Source organism: Sphingomonas oligoaromativorans (assembly GCF_011762195.1).
In the GTDB taxonomy this organism is placed as follows: domain Bacteria; phylum Pseudomonadota; class Alphaproteobacteria; order Sphingomonadales; family Sphingomonadaceae; genus Solisphingomonas; species Solisphingomonas oligoaromativorans.
In genome coordinates this window covers 390,530-408,463 of record NZ_JAASQK010000001.1, presented here as the reverse complement: position 1 = coordinate 408,463, position 17,934 = coordinate 390,530, and the positions used below count along the sequence as shown (strand labels likewise).

Below are 17,934 nucleotides of genomic sequence, written 5' to 3'. Positions count from 1 at the left end.
AGCCGCCCTCAGGCGGCGATAGCGCGCAGTTCGATCAGGCGTATCTGCGGCAGGGAGAAGCCCGCCACGCGCAGCTCGGCCGCCTGCGCGTCCGGCATATGGTGGCGATGCCGCGTGACGACCACCGCGCGGCGCAGCGACTCCAGCCGCTCGTCCGCCAGCGCGCGACCGCCGATGTTCAGGCCGAAGACGAAGGAGAGGAAGCGCTCGATCCGCCCCGGCGCCTGAAGGCTGCCCAACCGCTCGCCGCGCGCCAGATCGATGACCTGCTCCTCAAGCGGCGAAAATTCGGCCTGTTCGCCTTCGCGCAGCAGGAAGGGCTCGTCCTCCACAGACAGCGGAAGGGGCGCTTCGGTCGTATCGTGGGCTACGCCCCGAAACTCCATGTCGCCTCCTTTCCGCTTCACTGTCCGACCTATCCGCCGTCTTGACCCGCGTACCGATCGGTAACATCCTGTCAAGAGTGCCGGGAGGGGAAATGGGCGATGGGAAGTGAACAGGAGATTGCCGAAAGAGTGGGGGTGAAGCCGTTGCTTTCCGCCCGCCAGCCTGCCTCCGAGCGTGTGTCGCGCACGGCCCGGCGGCTCTTCTATCGGCGCGGAATCCGGGCCGTGGGCGTCGAGGAGATCGTCGCGGAAGCCGGCGTCACCAAGCCCAGCCTCTATCGCAGTTTCTCGTCGAAGGACGCGCTGATCGCCAATTGCCTGCAAGTCCGGTTCGACCGGATCATGGGCTGGTGGGACGATCTGGAGCTGCGGACGCCCGGCGATCCGCTCGCCCGGCTGCGCACGCTCATCAGCGAGGTGGCGCGCGAAACCCGTTCCCCGACTCATCGCGGTTGCGCGCTCACCAACGCCGCCGTCGAGTTTCCAGAGCCCGGCCACCCCGCGCGCACCATTGCCGAAAGCTACAAGGGCGCGATGCGGGCAAGGCTGATCGCGCTGGTCGAGCAACTACCCGTGCCCGAACCCGTGCTGCTCGCCGACGGCATCATCCTGCTGTTCGAGGGCGCGCGGGCGAGCCGCCACACCTCCGGCGCGCAGGGGCCGGCCGCGTCGATGGAGGCGGTGGCCAACGCCCTGCTGGACGCCTTCCTCGCCGCCTCCCCGGCCTGAACGACAGGGCGGAGGATCGCTCCCCCGCCCCGCCTGTCCGGCTCAGCGGGTGCCGAGCTCGGTCTTGCCGTCGATCAGCCGCTGCACGCCCAGCGGGTTCGCCGCCTTGAGCGCCTGCGGGAGCAGCGCGTCGGGCAGGTTCTGATAGCTCACCGGGCGCAGGAAGCGCTCGATCGCCAGCGTGCCGACCGAAGTGGTGCGGCCATCCGACGTCGCCGGATAGGGGCCGCCATGCACCATCGCGTGGCTCACCTCGACGCCGGTCGGCCAGCCGTTCGCCAGCACGCGCCCGGCGCGCTGCTCCAGGATCGGCAGCAGCGGACGGGCGAGTTCGACGTCCGCCTCGTCCATCTGGAGCGTGGCGGTGAGCTGGCCTTCGAGGCCTTCGAGCACCTTGGCCACCTCGGCCATGTCCTTGCAGCGGACAAGGATCGAGGAGGAACCGAACACCTCGTGGCTCAGCGCCGGATCGGCGACGAACTCGGCGGCGGTGGTGGCGAACAAGGCGCCGCGCGCGCAATGCGGGCCGCTGCTCTCGGCTCCGCGCGCCAGCGTCTCGACGCCATGATGCTGGGCGAAGGCGTCCACGCCCTTCTCATAGGCGCTGTGGATGCCGGGCGTGAGCATGGTGCTCGGCGCGAGCGGGGTGAGCGTCCTGGTCGCGACTTCGACGAAGCTATCGAGGTCCGGGCCTTCCAGCGCCAGCAGGATGCCGGGGTTGGTGCAGAACTGGCCGGCGCCCATGGTGAGCGAGCCGACGAAGCCCTCCGCCAGCGCCTCGGCCCGCGCGGCGAGCGCGGCCGGGAAGAGTACGACCGGGTTCACGCTCGACATCTCGGCATAGACCGGGATCGGCTCGGCGCGCTCAGCCGCGATCTTCACCAGCGCGAGGCCACCGCCACGCGAGCCGGTGAAGCCCACCGCCTTGATGCGCGGATCGGCGACCAGCCCGCCGCCGAGCGCCGTGGTGGTGCCCTGAAGCAGCGAGAACACGCCCTCATGCAGGCCGCAGGCCTTCACCGCGTCGCGGATCGCGCGGCCGACCAGCTCGCCCGTGCCGGGATGCGCCGGATGGCCCTTCACGACGACCGGGCAGCCCGCCGCCAGCGCCGAGCCGGTGTCGCCACCGGCCACCGAGAAAGCGAGCGGGAAGTTGGATGCGCCGAACACCGCGACCGGGCCGATCGCGATCTTGCGCAGGCGGATGTCCGGGCGCGGCAGCGGCTTGCGCTCGGGCAGCGCGGTGTCGACGCGCACGCCGAGCCAGTCGCCCGAGCGGACCACCGAGGCGAACAGGCGGAGCTGGCCGCAGGTGCGCCCGCGCTCGCCTTCGAGGCGCGCGCGCGGCAGGCCGCTCTCGGCCATGACGCGCTCGATCAGCGTGTCGCCCAGCGCCTCGATATTATCGGCGATGGTTTCGAGGAAACGCGCGCGCGTCTCCGGGTCCGTCTCGCGATAGCTGTGGAAGGCCTCGTCCGCGAGCGCGCAGGCCCGCGCCACTTCCGCCGCGCCGACACCCGCAAATTCCGGCGCGATCAACTGGCCGGTCGACGGATCGACCGCCTGAAACAGATCCTCGCCCCGTACAGACTGTCCACCGATCAGGCTTGATCCATCCAGCATCGCGTCTTCTCCCGAATTGGTAGCGCTCCCACAGTGAGCACCCGCGTCGACCTAGGCGTTCCTGCGCCCGAGTTCAAAGGGGTCGGGGCGATTTTCTGCATGACCCGTCTCAATGCCCGCCCAGCCAGCTCCATTCCAGCCGAAGCGCAAGGACCAGCGCATTGCCGACGGCGGGCGCCCAGCCCGGATGGACGATATATTGCATATCGGGCTGGAGGAAGAAGCCGCGCGCCAACCGCTCGCGGGCGGTGACCTCCCACGCCGTCTCGGCGCGATAGGGTGCGGGCGCGGCCGGCTGCCCCGCGCGCCACGCCGGATCGCCCAGCACGGCCCGCGCCACGGCGATGCCCGCCATGCGCCGGTCCCCGCCCCAGGTGAGGCCGCCGCCGACATAGGTGCCGATCGGATTCGCGCCTGTCGTCGCCTTGCCCGCGCGCACCCAGCCCTTGAGCGCGCGGTTCGGCCCGTCGTCGAGCAGCCGCGTCTCGATCTCGACATATCCGCCCGCGCTCCGCGCCTCGCCCGGCGCGTCGATGCGGGGGAAGGGATCGGTATAGAGCCAGGCCCCCGCCTCCACCTCCACCAGCGGGCCGATCAGCGCGCGCGCCTGCCCGATCAGCAGCGCGCCATGGCGCCCGAACGAATCCGGCAAGACGCGGTGGAGATTCTGGGGATCGCCCGCCAGCGCATCGAATACGCCCAGCCGAGCGGACCAGCCTGCCGGCTCATAGGCCAGCACCATCCCCGGCGCGGTCACCGGAAAGATCGACGGGCCGTCCAGCCCCGACTGCGAGAGATCCGGCCCGATGCCGAACGAGCTGTTGAGGAAAAGCCCGCCGACATCCTGCTGATCGAACTCGCTGTTGAGATCGACAAGCCCGGCCTTCGCCCGCAATCGCGGAGTGAGCGGTACGCTGATCCACGCCTCGAACGGACGGATCGCATGGGGCGCGTCGATATTGCTCAGCACCTGCCCGTCGCCGGTGCGGTCCGCCGAGAAGCCGCCGCCGTGGAGCAGCATCATGTCGAACCGGGCATGGGCGCCGTCGATCCCGAACAGCCGGTCCCCGCTCGCAATCGCGAGGTCGAGCCGGCCCATCCAGTTGGCGCCGCGCTCCACTCCTCCCGAGGCGTTGCCGATAAGGTCCGTGATATAGTTCGCCGACACCGTGGGCGGATCGCCCGCCCACGCCGGACGCGCGACGGCGAGCGCGAACATCACGCCCGCGCACCAGCGCCCGATCGATCGACGGCTCCTGCCCATCCGGCCCGGCTAGCTGCGATTCGTGACATTGGCGCGATATTTTTCCGTTACAAATTGGAGAGGGGGCCGACCTTCCTTTCATGATAGATAGCATGTTATATTTCTTCCGACTCGGGAGAAGCGCATGGCCGACATATTGGCGGATATGGGATATCTGTTCCTCGGTAGCCGGCTGAAGCGGCTTGCCGAGCGGCTCCAGGCGGACGCCGCACGGCTACTCAAGACGAGCGACCTGCCGATCCAGCCCGCCCAATTCCCCCTGCTCGCCGCGATCGATCGCTATGGCCCGCTCACCATCGGGGATGCGGTGGAGGCGCTGGGGGTCAGCCAGCCCGCCGTCACGCGGACGGCCTCGTCGCTCCTCGACATCGGCCTGCTCGCCGCCAGCCGCGACGACGCGGACATGCGCCAGAAGACCCTCGCGCTGACCGACGCGGGCAAGGCGCTGATGGCCCGCGCCAGAGCCGTGCTCTGGCCGCCGCTCGGCACGGTCGTCACCGATCTGTGCGGCGATCTCTCGGGTCCGCTGCTCGATCAGATCGGCCAGCTCGAAACCAAGCTCGATCATTGCTCCATGGAGATGCGCGTGAACACCGCCACCCTCGCCGCCCGCCACGCCGCCACCGGCCTTTCGATCCGCGAATATTCGGACGATCTCGCGGAGGATTTCTACCGGATCAACGCCGAGTGGATCGAGCAGATGTTCGTGCTGGAGGAGAATGACCGGCAGATCCTCTCCCACCCGCGCGAACTCATCATCGATCGCGGTGGCATCATCCTGTTCGTCGAGGATGCGGAGCTGGGCGTGGTCGGCACCTGCGCGCTGATCCGCATCGACGAGGGCAGCTTCGAGCTGACCAAGATGGGCGTGTCCGAGAAGGCGCGCGGACGCAAGGCGGGGGAGTTCCTGCTCGCCAGCATCCTCGAACGCGCGCGGGCCATGGCGATGGACCGGCTCTATCTGCTCACCAACAGCAAGTGCGCGTCGGCCATCCATCTCTACGAGAAGCTGGGCTTCGTGCATGACGCGGAGATCATGGCGGCCTATGGCAGCCGCTACGAACGGTGCAACGTGGCGATGTCCAACCCGCTCTGAAGGAGCGGACGTGCCCGGCCCTTAGGCCAGCACGCCGTCATGGAGGCGCACGACCCGGTCCATCCGCGCCGCCAGCCGCTCGTTGTGCGTGGCGACCACGGCCGCCGAGCCCTCGCCCCGCACCAGCCGCAGGAACTCGACCAGCACCACGTCCGCCGTCGCCTCGTCGAGATTGCCGGTGGGCTCGTCCGCCAGCACCAGCGCCGGACGATTGGCGAGCGCGCGGGCCACCGCCACGCGCTGCTGCTCGCCGCCGGAGAGCTTGGACGGGCGATGGTCCAGCCGGTGCGACAGGCCGAGCGTGGTCAGCAGCGACTTCGCGCGCGCATCCGCATCCGCCCGCGCCGCGCCGCGCACCATCTGGGGCAGCACGACATTCTCCTCCGCCGTGAAATCGGGGAGGAGATGGTGGAACTGGTAGACGAAGCCCAGCGATTCCCGGCGGACGCGGGTACGCCCGTCATTGTCGAGCCGGGCCGCTTCCTCGCCCGCGATGCGGATCGATCCGTCGAAGCCGCCTTCCAGCAGGCCGATCGCCTGCAACATCGTCGACTTGCCCGAACCCGACGGCCCGAGCAGCGCCACGATCTCGCCCGGCGCCACGGACAGGTTCACGCCGCGCAGCACATGGATGGTCTGCCCGCCCTGCTCGTAGGAGCGCTTGAGGTCGGTGACGTGGAGGACCGCATCGCCGATCGTGGGGATGCACATCGAAGACTCCTCACTCATAGCGCAGCACCTGCACGGGATCGGTGCTCGCCGCCTTGTAGGCGGGATAGAGCGTCGCGAGAAATGTCAGCACCAGCGTCATCACGATGATGACGGTGATGTCGAGCGGGTCGGGCTTGGAGGGAAGCTCGGTCAGCACGCGGATCGACGGATCCCAGAGCTGGGCGCCGGTGATGTGCTGGATCACATCCACCACATCCTGCCGGAAGAAGAGGAACACCGAGCCCAGCACGATGCCGGCGAGGATGCCGAGCACGCCGATCGTCATCCCCACCGTCATGAAGATGCGCAGCATCGCGGCCCGGCTCGCGCCCATGGTGCGCAGGATGGCGATGTCCCGCGTCTTGGCGCGGACCAGCATGATGAGCGACGACAGAATGTTGAACGCCGCGATCAGGATGACGATGCCGAGCACGACGAACATCGTGATGCGCTCCACCTCCAGCGCCTGGAACAGCGAGGCGTTCATCTGCCGCCAGTCGCTGATGACGCCTTCGCGGATCACCTTGGGCGCAAGCGGCGCGAGGATCTGCGTCACCCGATCGGGATCGACGGTGCGCAGCTCGACCATCTGGACCGTATCGCCCAGCAGGAGGAGCGTCTGCGCATCCTCCATCGGCATGACGACATAGGCCTTGTCGAAATCATAGACGCCGACCTCGAAGGTCGCCGCCACGCGATAGCTCACGATGCGGGGCGCCGTGCCGAAGGGAGTGGCCTGCCCCGACAGGTTCACCACGCTGATCTGGTCGCCGACCGTCAGCCCCAGCGCCTGCGCGAGGCCCGTGCCGATCGCGACATTGCCGGAACCGGGCGTCACCTCGGCGAGATTGCCCTGCTTGATGTCGCCCTTGATCGTGTCCCGCAGGTCCGCGACACGCATCCCGCGCAGCAGGATCGGCTCGACCCGGCCATCCACGGTGGCGGCGAGCGGCTGCTCGATCAGCGGGATCGCGCTGGTGACGCCGGGCGTCGCCTTCGCCTCATCCGCGATCTGGCGCCAGTTGGTGAGCCCGTGTCCCGAATAACCCTGAATGACCGCATGGCCGTTCAGCCCGACGATCTTGTCGAACAGCTCCGCGCGGAAGCCGTTCATCACGCTCATCACCACGATCAGCGCGGCGACGCCCAGCGCCACCGCGCCAAGGCTGATCGAGGCGACGAGGAAAATGAACGCCTCGCCCCGGCCCGGCAGCAGATAACGCCGCGCCACCATCCGCTCGGTGCGGCCGAGGATCATCTTCCCTTTCCCGTCACCCCGGCGAACGCCGGAGTCCAGAGCGGCAGGCGACACGCATGGGGCCCTGGATCCCGGCCTGTGCCGGGATGACGGATGGCGTGGATCACGCCTCCGTCACCTTCGCCAGCGCGTCCTCGATCGACAGTTCGACCTTCTCGCCGTCCTTGCGACGCTTCAGCTCGACCACGCCCTTGGCGATGCCCTTGGGGCCGATCACGATCTGCCAGGGGATGCCGATCAGGTCCATGGTGGCGAACTTGGCGCCGCCGCGCTCGTCGCGATCGTCATAGAGCACCTCGACGCCCGCCTTCTGGAGCCTGGCGTAGAGATCGTCCGCCGCCGCCGTACAGGCCTCGTCGTCGATCCGCATGTTGATGATGCCGACCTTGTAGGGCGCCACGGCGTCCGGCCAGATGATGCCGTTGTCGTCATGGCTGGCCTCGATGATCGCGCCCATCAGGCGCGACACGCCGATGCCGTAGCTGCCCATGTGCGGGATCACTTCCGAGCCGTCCGGCCCCTGCACGCGCAGGTTCATCGGCTTCGAATATTTCTCGCCGAAGTAGAAGATGTGGCCCACCTCGATACCGCGCGACTGTTTAAGATCGCCGCCAATCTTTTGCTCCTTAGGCAGGTCTCGCTTCTCATCAGTCGCCGCGTAAGGTGCGAGCATATTATAGAAGCCCTCCATCAAGGCATCCTTGTCGTCATAATCGACGACGTAGCGAGAGACCGGCTCCTCCCATTGCTTATCGAAAAAGACTTCGCTCTCGCCGGTCGGCGCCAGCACGATGAACTCGTGGCTGAGATCGCCGCCGATCGGGCCGGTGTCCGCCTGCATCGGGATGGCGCGCAGGCCCATCCGCGCGAAGGTGTTGAGATAAGCAAAGAACATTCGATGATAGCTATGATGAGCGCCGGCTTCATCAAGGTCGAACGAGTAGGCGTCCTTCATCAGGAACTCGCGGCCGCGCATCACGCCGAAGCGCGGGCGCACCTCGTCGCGGAACTTCCACTGGATATGATAGAGCGTGCGCGGCAGGTCGCGATAGCTGCGCGCCGAATCCCGGAAGATGGCGGTAATCATCTCCTCGTTGGTCGGGCCGTAGAGCATCTCGCGGTCATGGCGATCGGTGATGCGCAGCATTTCCGGGCCATAGGCATCGTAGCGGCCCGATTCGCGCCACAGGTCCGCGGACTGGAGCGTCGGCATCAGAAGTTCGATGGCGCCGGCGCGATCCTGCTCCTCGCGGACGATGTCGGCGATCTTGCGCAGCACGCGCTGGCCGAGCGGCAGCCATGCATAGATCCCCGCGGCAGTCTGCCGGACGAGCCCGGCGCGAAGCATCAGCTTGTGGCTGACGATCTGCGCGTCAGAGGGCGATTCCTTGAGAACGGGCAGGAAATGGCGGGAGAGACGCATCGCGGCCTTCGAATTGGGCACCGTCACGGAATGCAACGGAATTTCCGTTGCTCTATTGTGTGGGGCGCACAGTGGCAACCATAGGGGCGTATGTTGCTGAAACATCACAGGACATGTCCATTCGATGAATGACCCCTTGAAGGGCGATGACAAGCCGAACTTTCGAGCGGTAGACCTTGTCCCACGAAACACAGGTCCAAGGCCGTGGTTCGGGGAAGGCTGAGGCCCCGTGGCCCCGTTTCTGAGGGGGGATGGGAACCGCGTGCGGGCCGAAAGCCAAAAAGGGGGCTGACGAGCATTCGTCACGCGGGACGCCCAGGTCGCAAGGCCTGGGCGTTTCGGTCAGGGAGCCCATCCTGCGGCGGAGCGTCCAGGCGCTTCGCCGCAGGAGCTTTCCATGATGAACCAGCATCCCAAACCGGACGATCCGACGCGCCGGCCCATCGACGATCCCGTGCCGACGCCGATCGATCCGCCGATCGTCTCACCCAGCGACCCGCCCGCCCAGCCGAGCGAGCCCCCGACCCGGCCGCCTTCCCCGCAACCGCAGGAAAACTGAGCGCCCGCTTTACCCGATGCTAACCGGGCGGCCGCAGAATGGGGCCATGCTGCCCATCCGCACCCGATCGATCTTCAGGAGCCGCTGGATCGCGCTGCTCTGGGCCGCCGGCATCATCTGGACGGCGATGGAGTATGCAGGCGGTCAGCCGCAAAACGACACCGCCGCCAACGCCAGCAGCAACGATGACGTTGCGGCGACGCAGGCGGCGATGAACGCGCTCGGAATCCAGTAAGGATCAGACCAGGCGGGAGTGCTTCACCGCCGCTTCGATGAAGCTCTTGAACAGCGGATGCGGATCGAAGGGCTTGGACTTCAGCTCCGGGTGGAACTGCACGCCGACGAACCAAGGATGATCCGGCCGCTCGACGATCTCGGGCAGCTCGCCGTCGGGCGACATGCCGGAGAAGGCCAGGCCGCCCTTTTCCAGCGCATCCTTGTAATGGACGTTCACCTCATAGCGGTGACGATGCCGCTCGGAGATGTCCGTGCCGCCATAGATCGACGCGACATGGCTGTTGCCGGCCAGCTTCGCCTCATAGGCGCCCAGACGCATCGTGCCGCCCAGATCGCCGCCGGCTTCGCGCTTCTGGAGGCCGTCCGCCGTCATCCACTCGGTGATGAGGCCGACGACGGGCTCTTCCGTGGGGCCGAACTCGGTGGTGGAGGCCTTCTCGATGCCCGCGGTGTTCCGCGCGCCCTCGATGCAGGCCATCTGCATACCGAGGCAGATGCCGAAGAAAGGCACGCCCCGCTCGCGCGCGAAACGGACGGAGGAAATCTTGCCCTCCGAACCGCGCTCGCCGAAGCCGCCGGGGACGAGGATGCCGTGCATCGGCTCCAGCGCCGGGGCGAGATCGGCCTCCGGCCCCTCGAACAGCTCGGCGTCCAGCCAGCGGACGTTGACCTTCACCCGGTTGGCGATGCCGCCATGGACGAGCGCCTCCTGGAGCGACTTATAGGCGTCCTTCATGCCGGTATATTTGCCGACGACGCCGATCGTCACCTCGCCCTCGGGATTGCCGATGCGATCGGTGACGTCCGCCCAGCGGCGCATGTCCGGCGCGGTGGTGTCGGGATCGATGTCGAACGCGCGCAGCACTTCGGCGTCGAGGCCCTCGGCGTGATATTGCGCCGGCACGCCGTAGATCGTCTCGGCGTCGAGCGCCGGGATCACCGCTTCGGGGCGGACGTTGCAGAACAGCGCGATCTTGGCGCGCTCGCCGGCCGGCAGCGGCTGCTCGCAACGGCAAACCAGCACGTCGGGCTGGATGCCCAGCGCGGTCAGATCGCGGACGGAGTGCTGCGTCGGCTTGGTCTTCAGCTCGCCGGCCGCCGCGATGTACGGCACCAGCGTCAGATGGACGAAGATCGACTGGTTGCGGCCGAGATCGTTCTTGAGCTGGCGGATCGCCTCCATGAAGGGCAGCGATTCGATGTCGCCGACGGTGCCGCCGATCTCGCAGAGCACGAAATCGAGGTCGTCGGTGTCGGCCCGCGCGAACGCCTTGATGGCGTCTGTGACGTGCGGGATCACCTGGACGGTCGCGCCCAGATAGTCGCCACGACGCTCCTTGGAGATGATCGTCTGATAGATCCGGCCCGAGGTGACATTGTCGCTCTGCCGCGACGGAACGCCGGTGAAGCGCTCATAATGCCCGAGGTCGAGATCGGTTTCGGCCCCATCGTCGGTCACATAGACCTCGCCGTGCTGATACGGGCTCATCGTGCCCGGATCGACGTTCAGATAGGGATCGAATTTACGGATGCGGACCCGATAGCCACGCGCCTGGAGGAGAGCGGCAAGCGATGCCGCCATGAGACCTTTGCCAAGCGAGGAGACCACGCCGCCGGTGATGAAGATGAACCGCGCCATGGGAGTCGGGCCTTAGCGGGTGAAGGGACGTGGAGGCAAGACAGCGACTCCAAATACACACACGACGAGACGAACGGACGCGTCAGGAGGGGGCCTGAAGCGACACGCAACGCCACGACAAGGAAACGCCCGCGCCATCATGGCGCGGGCGAGAGCGAAACGGCCGGGAGGCCGGTGTTATTGCGGCTGCGGGCTGCTGCCGTTGGCGGCGGCGGGCGCAGGCGGCGCGAGATTGAGCGTCGGGACCGGCTTGGTCGCGGCGGGCGCCGGCGTCGGAGCCGGAGGAGTGACGGCCGGGGTGGCCGCCTTGTGGGTCGAGCTGCCACCCGAGACGCCGCCGATGCCGATGCTGCCGCTGTTCGACGTCACCTTGCCGGTATCGATCGTCTTGAGGCTGGCGGCGGTCGGCGCGGTGCGGACGGGCTTGGGCGCCGGAGCGGCCTCGGCCGGAGCCGGCTGCGGCGCGGTGGCCGGAGCGCCCATCATCGGGATGCCGGTCGCCGGGAGGGCGGCCGGAAGCGGCGCGGTGATCGGGCCGGGCGTGCCCTGATTCTGGAGGCTGGTGTCGATCTTGCCGGCCGAGTTGCGCATCGAGGCGACGGTCGCCAGCACGAAGGCCATCACGACGAAGAGCGTCGCCAGCACGGATGTGGCGCGGGTCAGGAAGTCGGCCGCGCCGCGCGCGGTCATCAGCCCGGCCGGGCCGCCGCCCATGCCGAGCCCGCCACCTTCGGAACGCTGCATCAGGATCACGGTGACGAGCGCCGCCGCGATCAGCGCATGAATGACGAGCAGGAAGGTGAACATCTGTCGGACGATCTCTTCGGCAAAAGCGAGTGCGCCCGAACGCGACGTTCGGACGGCCAAGCCCGCTCCCTAGCGAAGGTGGAGCGGGAGTTCAATGCGACGCACCGCCTCCCGCCTCATCGCCCGACGGGAGCGCCCAGCCGCTTGCCCGGCAATCCGCGCCGTCGGCGGATGGGATCGGTGCATCACCCCCCTTCCCTCGACCCGAAGATCGCCAATCAACCCGTTGCGATAAAACGATAGTTCTATGCACGACGAAGAGTCGGCGAAATATTTTCAGGTGAAGGAAGCACGGTCGCTCCGCGCCACACAGATTCCGCCGCGAGCAGCTCCGTCTTGCCGGCGCGCGCGCCCGTCACGGCAACGGGCCGGGCGGAAAGCATCTCCGCCCGGCCCGGCGTTCAGGCCGCCGCCTCGATGATCGGGGCGAAAGCCGCCGCCGTCAGGCTCGCGCCGCCGACCAGCACACCGTCGACATTGGGCACCTCCAGCACCGCGGCGATGTTCGCCGCCGTGATCGAGCCGCCATAGAGGATGCGGATCGCCTCGGCCCGATCCGCGCCCAGCAGTTCGCGCAGCACGCCCCGGATGAGGCCATGCATCGCGCCGATATCCTTCATCGACGGCGTGCGGCCCGTGCCCACCGCCCAGACCGGCTCATAGGCGACCACCAGCGCATCGCCGCCCGCCACCGGCAGCGATCCGCGCAATTGCGTCTCGACCCGCTCGGCCGCCTTGCCGGCCTCGTGCTCCGCGCCGCTCTCGCCGACACAGACGACCGCCACGAGCCCCGCCGCAATGGTAGCCTCGGCCTTGCCCTTCACTTGCCCGTCGGTCTCGTGCTGGGCGGCGCGGCGCTCGCTGTGGCCGACGATGGCGAGCGTGGCGCCCGCCTCCTTCAGCATCCCCGCCGAGGTGCAGCCGGTATACGGCCCGCTGACCCCCGAGTGACAATCCTGCCCACCGATGATGAGCGACGGCTGCCTCGCCACCGCGCGTTCGATCAGGGTGAAGGGTGGGCAGATCACGACGTCGACATCCGGCGCCGCCTTGGCCGCGGCGGCGATACCATCCAGTTCCGCGAGACTTTCGCGGTCGCCGTTCATCTTCCAGTTTCCGGCGATCAGCCGTCTGCGCATGTCCATTCCCCTTATATTCTTTCTGTTATGGGCTCGTCCGATAGCGGCGGGGGCACGCTTGTGCCAGCGCCTCGCTTGAAGGGCGCGCGCTCGCCTTCTAAGGGAAGCGCATCCGATCCTTCTCCGGGAACCCGCATGATCGCTTTCTTCCGCCGTACCCTCGCCTCCAAGCTGGCGCTGGGACTCCTTGGGCTCATCATGCTGGCGTTCATCATCACGGGCGTCTTCACGCACGAGATGCCCGGAGGCTCCACCCGTGGCGGGCCGACCGGTGGCGACCTTGCGACCATCGGTGACGAGACGATCACCGCCAACGATATGGAGCAGCGCGTCCGCAGCCAATATGCCCAGGCCGTGCAGCAGCAGCCCGGCCTCGACATGGCGACCTTCGTCACGCAGGGCGGCTTCGCGGCCATCGTCGATCAGGTGATCGGCGGCGCCGCGCTGGATCATTTCGCGCAGTCGCTCGGCCTCGCCGCGAGCAAGCGCCAGATCGACGGCCAGATCGCCGCGATCCCGGCCTTCCACGGCATCGACGGCAAGTTCGACCAGAAGACCTATCAGGACATCCTCGCCCAGCAGCGGCTGACCGACGCGGCGGTCCGTTCCGACATCCGCAGCGATCTGGTGCGCAAGATGCTCTATCTCCCGGTCACCGGCGCGATGACGCTGCCGGACGGGTTGATCCGCCCCTATGCCAATCTGATGGTCGAGCAGCGTTTCGGCTCGATCGGCTTCGTGCCCGTCGCGCTGACGGGCGGCGGCGCCGCGCCGACCGATGCCGAGCTTCAGACCTTCTACAAGACGCACATCGCAGCCTACACCACGCCCGAGCGCCGCGCGCTGCGCTATGCGCTGATCGGCCGCGACCAGGTTGCCGCCGCCGCCACGCCGAGCGAGGCGGACATCCGCAAGGTCTATGATTCGTCGCAGGACAAATATGCCGCGCGCGAGACCCGTGACCTGTCGCAGGTCGTGGTCGATTCGCAGGCCAAGGCGCAGGCGTTCAAGGCGGCCGTCGCGGGCGGCAAGAGCTTCGCCGACGCCGCCAAGGCCGCCGGCTTCGGCGCCGCCGACATCGCCATCGGCACCAAGAGCCAGGCCCAGTTCGCGCAGCAGACCTCGGCCGGCGTCGCCGCCGCGGCCTTCGCGCTGGCTGAGGGCGCGGTCAGCGATCCGGTGAAGTCGGATTTCGGCTGGCACGTCGTGAAGGTGAACGGCATCACCCGCATTCCGGCCACGTCGTTCGAGGCGGCGCGCCCGCAGATCGCGGCCGACCTCACCAAGCAGAAGCAGGATCAGGCGCTGTCCGATCTCGTCGGCAAGGTGCAGGACGCGCTCGACGGCGGCCAGGGCTTCGCGGACATCGTGAAGGCCAACAGCCTCGCCGTCACCGAGACGCCGGCCGTCACCCCCAGCGGCCTCGCGCCCGACCAGCCCGCCTTCAAGCCCGCGCCGGAGCTTCAGCCGCTCCTCGCCGCCGGCTTCAAGGCCAGCCCGGACGAGGCGCCGACGGTCGAGACGATCCAGCAGGGCGAGCGCTATGCGCTGCTCTCTGTCGTCAAGGTGATCCCCGCCGCGCCGATCGCCTTCGCGCAGGTGAAGGACCGTGTCGTGGCGGACTTCAACGCCTCGCGCGCCAATGATCGCGCCAAGGCGATCGCCACCGCGATCGAGGCCAAGATCAAGGCCGGCACCCCCGTCGCCGATGCCTTCAAGGCCGCGCCCGTGAAGCTGCCCGACATCCATCAGACCAACGGCCGCCGCATCGAGCTGGCGCAGATGCAGGGCCATGTCCCCGCCCCGCTCGCGGCGCTGTTCCGCGCGCCGGTCGGCGGCACGCGCCTCGTCGCCGCCGAGAATGGCAGCGGCTGGTATATCGTCCATGTCGACAAGGTCGTGGCGGCCGACGACAAGGCGGTCGCGCCCGCCGTCACCGCCTCACGCCACGACCTCGTCGAGTCCGCGACCAGCGAATATCTGGAACAGCTTGCCGGCGCCGCGAAGCTCGCGGTCGGCACGCATCGCGACGAAGCGGCCATCGTCCAGCTCCGCGCACGTCTGCTCGGCGCCACGACGGTCGCCCAGTGAGCGCCGCCACCGCCGGCGACCGCCTCGCCGCCGAGGCGCTCGCCGCCGGACGGCCCGCGCTCGTCTGGCGGCGGCAGATCGCCGACACCGACACGCCCGTCTCCGCCGCGCTCAAGCTGATCGAGCCGGGCCGGGGCGACTATCTCCTCGAATCGGTCGAGGGCGGACGCACGCGCGGGCGGCACAGCATGATCGGCTTGGCACCCGATCTCGTGTTCCGCGCCAAGGGCCATAACGCCGAGATAAACCCACGCTGGCTGGAGGATCGCGAGGCCTTCCAGCCCTGCGCCGAGAACAGCCTCAAGGCGCTCCGCTCATTGGTGGCCCGTTGCCGCATGGAGGTGCCGGCGGGGCTACCGAAGGCGCTCGCCTGCCTCGTCGGCTATTTCGCCTATGAGACGATCGGGCTGATCGAGGATCTGCCCCGCCCCGCACCCAATCCGCTCGACCTGCCGGACATGCTGTTCGCGCGGCCGACGCTGATCCTGCTGTTCGACCGGCTGACCGACGAACTCTTCTGGGTCGCCCCGGTGTGGCCCGATGGCGGCGTCACCGTCGAGCAGGCCGTGGAGCGGATCGAGACGGCGCAGGCCCGCCTCGCCGCGCCCCTGCCCGCACCTCTCCGCCGGCCCGCCACCGACACGTCGGATGCCGCGCCCGAGCCCGTGCTGCCGCCCGGCCGCTATGGCGAGATGGTCGCCGCCGCGAAGGACTATATCGCGGCGGGCGATATCTTTCAGGTCGTGCTGGCGCAGCGCTTCACGCGGCCCTTTCCGCTCGCGCCCTTCGATCTTTATCGCGCGCTCAGGCGGATCAATCCGTCGCCCTTCCTCTATTTCCTCGATCTGCCGGGCTTCGCGCTGATCGGCTCGTCACCGGAGATTCTCGTCCGCGCCCGCGATGGCGAAGTGACCATCCGCCCGATCGCCGGCACCCGCCCGCGTGGGCGAACCGACGCCGAGGATACCGAGCGTCGCGAGGAACTGCTTGCCGATCCCAAGGAACGGGCCGAGCATCTCATGCTGCTCGATCTCGGCCGCAACGATGTCGGCCGCGTCGCGGCGCCGGGCACAGTGAAGGTGACCGAGAGCTACACGGTCGAGCTGTACAGCCACGTCATGCACATCGTATCGAACGTGACGGGGCGGCTCGATCCGTCGAAGGACGTGATCGACGCGCTGTTCGGCGGCTTCCCGGCGGGCACCGTCTCGGGCGCGCCCAAGGTCCGCGCCTGCGAGATCATCGCCGAGCTGGAGCACGAGACTCGCGGCGCTTATGCCGGCGGCGTCGGCTATTTCTCGCCCGACGGATCGATGGATAGCTGCATCGTGCTGCGCACCGCGGTGGTGAAGGACGGCGTGATGCACGTCCAGGCTGGCGCGGGCATCGTGGCGGACAGCGATCCGGCCTCCGAGCAGCGCGAATGCGAGGCCAAGGCCGGTGCCCTCTTCGCCGCCGCGCGCGAGGCGGAGGCCCGTGCGGCGGACGCGACTTTCGGCCAATAGGTTAACTCTGTTTTAGCCGCTGCCTCGCCATGATGCCCTATCTCGTTGGGGCAAATGGCAGATGAATCTCGCGAACACCGTGCGCAAGGCTGCGAAGCTGTCGGGCGATCTGGGCATTCGTACGCTCGACCTTCAGGCGAACATCGCCGCGCTGGCCGAGCGCGTGACCGAGCAGGCCGCCACGGTGGAACGCATCGGCATCGACACGGACCGGCTGGAGCGCGACCAGCAGGCCGTGTCCGTCGCCGCGCGCGAGGCGAAGGAGAAGGCGTCGGCCGCCCACGACGTGATCGACAATTCGACGCGCAAGCTCTCCGCCGCGAGCGCCGACGTGGTCGACCTGATCGAGCAGGTGAGCCACATCCATGCCGGCCTCGGCGCCTTCAACGCCGCGCTCGCCTCGGTGGCACAGGTGACGGAGGCGATCAGCCGCATCACGGGTCAGGTCAACCTGCTCGCCCTCAACGCCACGATCGAGGCGGCGCGCGCGGGCGATGCGGGGCGCGGCTTCGCGGTGGTGGCGCAGGAGGTGAAGAAGCTCGCACTCGAAACCGCCGCCGCCACGCAGAAGATCGATTTCTCGGTCCGTGCGCTGACCGGCGAGGCCGGCACCATGCTGAACCGGATCGAGAGCGGCGTCGACAAGGCCCGCGCGGCGCAGACCGGCACTCGGCAGATGGAGACCATGGTCGACGAACTGCGCGAGCTGATGATGGGCCTGAGCGACGATAACGATGCGGTCGCCCGCAGCATGGAATCGATCGTCGGCGCCGTCTCGGGCGTGCGGGGCGGCATCGGCGCGCTCAACGCCACGTCGGGCGACAATGCGTCGGACCTCACCCAGCTCAGCCGCCTGCTCAGCAACGTCAGCGATGACACCAACGTGCTGCTGCAATATATCGCGGAGAGCGAGGTCGAGATTCCCGACACGCCCTATATCCGCTTCGCCACCGGCGTCGTCGCCGATGTCGCCGGCCGCATCGAGGCGGAGATCGCCGCCGGCCGCCTGACGCTCGCGGACGCGATGTCGGAACAATATCGCCCCATTCCCGGCAGCGACCCCGCGCAGTTCGATCATCCGATCGTGCCCGCGCTCGTCGCCGCCATCCGCCCGCATCAGGAGGAGGCGCGCAAGCTCACCGGCTTCTTCGGCATGACGATGACGGACCGCAACACCTATGGCGCGGTGCAGATGCCGGAACGCTCGCAACCCCGCCGCCCGCACGATCCGGCATGGAACAGCGAGTATAGCCGCAACCTCCAGTTCTTCGACTATGAGGATCAGCGGGCGCAGTGCCGGACGATCCAGCCCTTCCTCATCAAGGCCTATCGCCGCCCCGTCGCGGGCGGCGGCGTGATGCTGCTCAAGCAGGTGATCGCCTCGGTGCATATCGCCGGGCGGCACTGGGGCATCCTCCAGCTCGCCTATCAGGATCAGGGCTGAGGCCTTGCGCTAATCCTCCCCTG

16 protein-coding genes are annotated in these 17,934 nt (G+C 68.2%); 7 read left to right on the top strand and 9 right to left on the bottom strand.

Annotated features, from left to right (window positions below; translation table 11 throughout):
- Positions 1-8 precede the first annotated feature (8 nt).
- Positions 9-386, bottom strand: a complete 378-nt coding sequence (locus tag FHS98_RS02105; RefSeq protein ID WP_167099068.1) for a hypothetical protein — start codon at positions 384-386, stop codon at positions 9-11.
- A gap of 99 nt (positions 387-485) precedes the next feature.
- Between FHS98_RS02105 and FHS98_RS02100 the strand changes: the two genes are divergently transcribed.
- On the top strand, positions 486-1,115 hold the full coding sequence (locus FHS98_RS02100; RefSeq protein ID WP_167099065.1) for a TetR/AcrR family transcriptional regulator: 630 nt from the start codon (positions 486-488) through the stop codon (positions 1,113-1,115).
- Positions 1,116-1,157: 42 nt separating this feature from the next.
- Here the strand turns inward: FHS98_RS02100 and FHS98_RS02095 are convergent, their stop codons facing one another.
- The gene (locus FHS98_RS02095; protein ID WP_167099062.1) at positions 1,158-2,738 is read right to left on the bottom strand and encodes an aldehyde dehydrogenase (NADP(+)); all 1,581 of its coding nucleotides are present in this window, start codon (positions 2,736-2,738) and stop codon (positions 1,158-1,160) included.
- 109 nt (positions 2,739-2,847) lie between these two features.
- Positions 2,848-4,002, bottom strand: coding sequence for a carbohydrate porin (locus FHS98_RS02090; protein ID WP_167099059.1), 1,155 nt, complete (start codon positions 4,000-4,002; stop codon positions 2,848-2,850).
- A gap of 124 nt (positions 4,003-4,126) precedes the next feature.
- On the opposite strand from FHS98_RS02090, the gene FHS98_RS02085 reads away from it, so the two are divergent.
- Complete coding sequence (locus tag FHS98_RS02085; RefSeq protein WP_167099056.1) at positions 4,127-5,098, top strand: bifunctional helix-turn-helix transcriptional regulator/GNAT family N-acetyltransferase; 972 nt, start codon at positions 4,127-4,129, stop codon at positions 5,096-5,098.
- A 21-nt stretch (positions 5,099-5,119) separates the two neighbouring features.
- Here the strand turns inward: FHS98_RS02085 and FHS98_RS02080 are convergent, their stop codons facing one another.
- The 3 genes from FHS98_RS02080 to proS form a co-directional block, all read right to left on the bottom strand.
- Complete coding sequence (locus tag FHS98_RS02080) at positions 5,120-5,809, bottom strand: ABC transporter ATP-binding protein (RefSeq protein WP_167099053.1); 690 nt, start codon at positions 5,807-5,809, stop codon at positions 5,120-5,122.
- A 10-nt stretch (positions 5,810-5,819) separates the two neighbouring features.
- The gene (locus FHS98_RS02075) at positions 5,820-7,067 is read right to left on the bottom strand and encodes a lipoprotein-releasing ABC transporter permease subunit (protein WP_167099050.1); all 1,248 of its coding nucleotides are present in this window, start codon (positions 7,065-7,067) and stop codon (positions 5,820-5,822) included.
- Positions 7,068-7,170: 103 nt separating this feature from the next.
- Complete coding sequence (proS, locus tag FHS98_RS02070) at positions 7,171-8,490, bottom strand: proline--tRNA ligase (RefSeq protein WP_167100287.1); 1,320 nt, start codon at positions 8,488-8,490, stop codon at positions 7,171-7,173.
- A gap of 397 nt (positions 8,491-8,887) precedes the next feature.
- Between proS and FHS98_RS02065 the strand changes: the two genes are divergently transcribed.
- On the top strand, positions 8,888-9,049 hold the full coding sequence (locus tag FHS98_RS02065; RefSeq protein ID WP_167099047.1) for a hypothetical protein: 162 nt from the start codon (positions 8,888-8,890) through the stop codon (positions 9,047-9,049).
- Positions 9,050-9,095: 46 nt separating this feature from the next.
- A complete protein-coding gene (locus FHS98_RS02060) occupies positions 9,096-9,284 on the top strand; it encodes a hypothetical protein (RefSeq protein ID WP_167099044.1) in 189 nt (62 codons plus the stop codon).
- A gap of 3 nt (positions 9,285-9,287) precedes the next feature.
- Here FHS98_RS02060 and FHS98_RS02055 read toward each other — a convergent pair whose 3' ends face one another.
- From FHS98_RS02055 to tpiA, 3 genes are all read right to left on the bottom strand, one after another.
- Positions 9,288-10,925 (bottom strand): CTP synthase, encoded by a 1,638-nt coding sequence (locus FHS98_RS02055; protein ID WP_167099041.1) that lies wholly within the window; start codon positions 10,923-10,925, stop codon positions 9,288-9,290.
- 177 nt (positions 10,926-11,102) lie between these two features.
- Positions 11,103-11,792, bottom strand: coding sequence for a preprotein translocase subunit SecG (secG, locus tag FHS98_RS19195; RefSeq protein WP_481883001.1), 690 nt, complete (start codon positions 11,790-11,792; stop codon positions 11,103-11,105).
- 341 nt (positions 11,793-12,133) lie between these two features.
- Positions 12,134-12,877 (bottom strand): triose-phosphate isomerase, encoded by a 744-nt coding sequence (gene tpiA, locus FHS98_RS02045; RefSeq protein WP_167099039.1) that lies wholly within the window; start codon positions 12,875-12,877, stop codon positions 12,134-12,136.
- Between the two features lie 129 nt (positions 12,878-13,006).
- Here tpiA and FHS98_RS02040 point away from each other — a divergent pair, with 129 nt between their 5' ends.
- From FHS98_RS02040 to FHS98_RS02030, 3 genes are all read left to right on the top strand, one after another.
- A complete protein-coding gene (locus tag FHS98_RS02040) occupies positions 13,007-14,962 on the top strand; it encodes a peptidylprolyl isomerase (protein ID WP_167099036.1) in 1,956 nt (651 codons plus the stop codon).
- The gene (gene trpE / locus FHS98_RS02035) at positions 14,959-16,467 is read left to right on the top strand and encodes an anthranilate synthase component I (RefSeq protein WP_167099033.1); all 1,509 of its coding nucleotides are present in this window, start codon (positions 14,959-14,961) and stop codon (positions 16,465-16,467) included. The genes FHS98_RS02040 and trpE overlap by 4 nt, the downstream gene beginning before the upstream one ends.
- Before the next feature lie 61 nt (positions 16,468-16,528).
- Positions 16,529-17,911, top strand: a complete 1,383-nt coding sequence (locus FHS98_RS02030; protein ID WP_167099030.1) for a methyl-accepting chemotaxis protein — start codon at positions 16,529-16,531, stop codon at positions 17,909-17,911.
- Positions 17,912-17,934: the final 23 nt, after the last annotated feature.

What these genes read in the sequence shown, in the direction of transcription:
- FHS98_RS02090 (WP_167099059.1), bottom strand. Translation starts at nt 4,002, where the DNA reads ATGGGCAGGAGCCGTCGATCGATCGGGCGCTGGTGCGCGGGCGTGATG.
- FHS98_RS02040 (WP_167099036.1), top strand. Translation starts at nt 13,007, where the DNA reads ATGATCGCTTTCTTCCGCCGTACCCTCGCCTCCAAGCTGGCGCTGGGA.
- FHS98_RS02100 (WP_167099065.1), top strand. Translation starts at nt 486, where the DNA reads ATGGGAAGTGAACAGGAGATTGCCGAAAGAGTGGGGGTGAAGCCGTTG.
- FHS98_RS02105 (WP_167099068.1), bottom strand. Translation starts at nt 386, where the DNA reads ATGGAGTTTCGGGGCGTAGCCCACGATACGACCGAAGCGCCCCTTCCG.
- FHS98_RS02080 (WP_167099053.1), bottom strand. Translation starts at nt 5,809, where the DNA reads ATGTGCATCCCCACGATCGGCGATGCGGTCCTCCACGTCACCGACCTC.
- tpiA (WP_167099039.1), bottom strand. Translation starts at nt 12,877, where the DNA reads ATGGACATGCGCAGACGGCTGATCGCCGGAAACTGGAAGATGAACGGC.
- proS (WP_167100287.1), bottom strand. Translation starts at nt 8,490, where the DNA reads ATGCGTCTCTCCCGCCATTTCCTGCCCGTTCTCAAGGAATCGCCCTCT.
- FHS98_RS02095 (WP_167099062.1), bottom strand. Translation starts at nt 2,738, where the DNA reads ATGCTGGATGGATCAAGCCTGATCGGTGGACAGTCTGTACGGGGCGAG.
- FHS98_RS02065 (WP_167099047.1), top strand. Translation starts at nt 8,888, where the DNA reads ATGATGAACCAGCATCCCAAACCGGACGATCCGACGCGCCGGCCCATC.
- FHS98_RS02055 (WP_167099041.1), bottom strand. Translation starts at nt 10,925, where the DNA reads ATGGCGCGGTTCATCTTCATCACCGGCGGCGTGGTCTCCTCGCTTGGC.
- FHS98_RS02075 (WP_167099050.1), bottom strand. Translation starts at nt 7,067, where the DNA reads ATGATCCTCGGCCGCACCGAGCGGATGGTGGCGCGGCGTTATCTGCTG.
- FHS98_RS02085 (WP_167099056.1), top strand. Translation starts at nt 4,127, where the DNA reads ATGGCCGACATATTGGCGGATATGGGATATCTGTTCCTCGGTAGCCGG.
- FHS98_RS02030 (WP_167099030.1), top strand. Translation starts at nt 16,529, where the DNA reads ATGAATCTCGCGAACACCGTGCGCAAGGCTGCGAAGCTGTCGGGCGAT.
- FHS98_RS02060 (WP_167099044.1), top strand. Translation starts at nt 9,096, where the DNA reads ATGCTGCCCATCCGCACCCGATCGATCTTCAGGAGCCGCTGGATCGCG.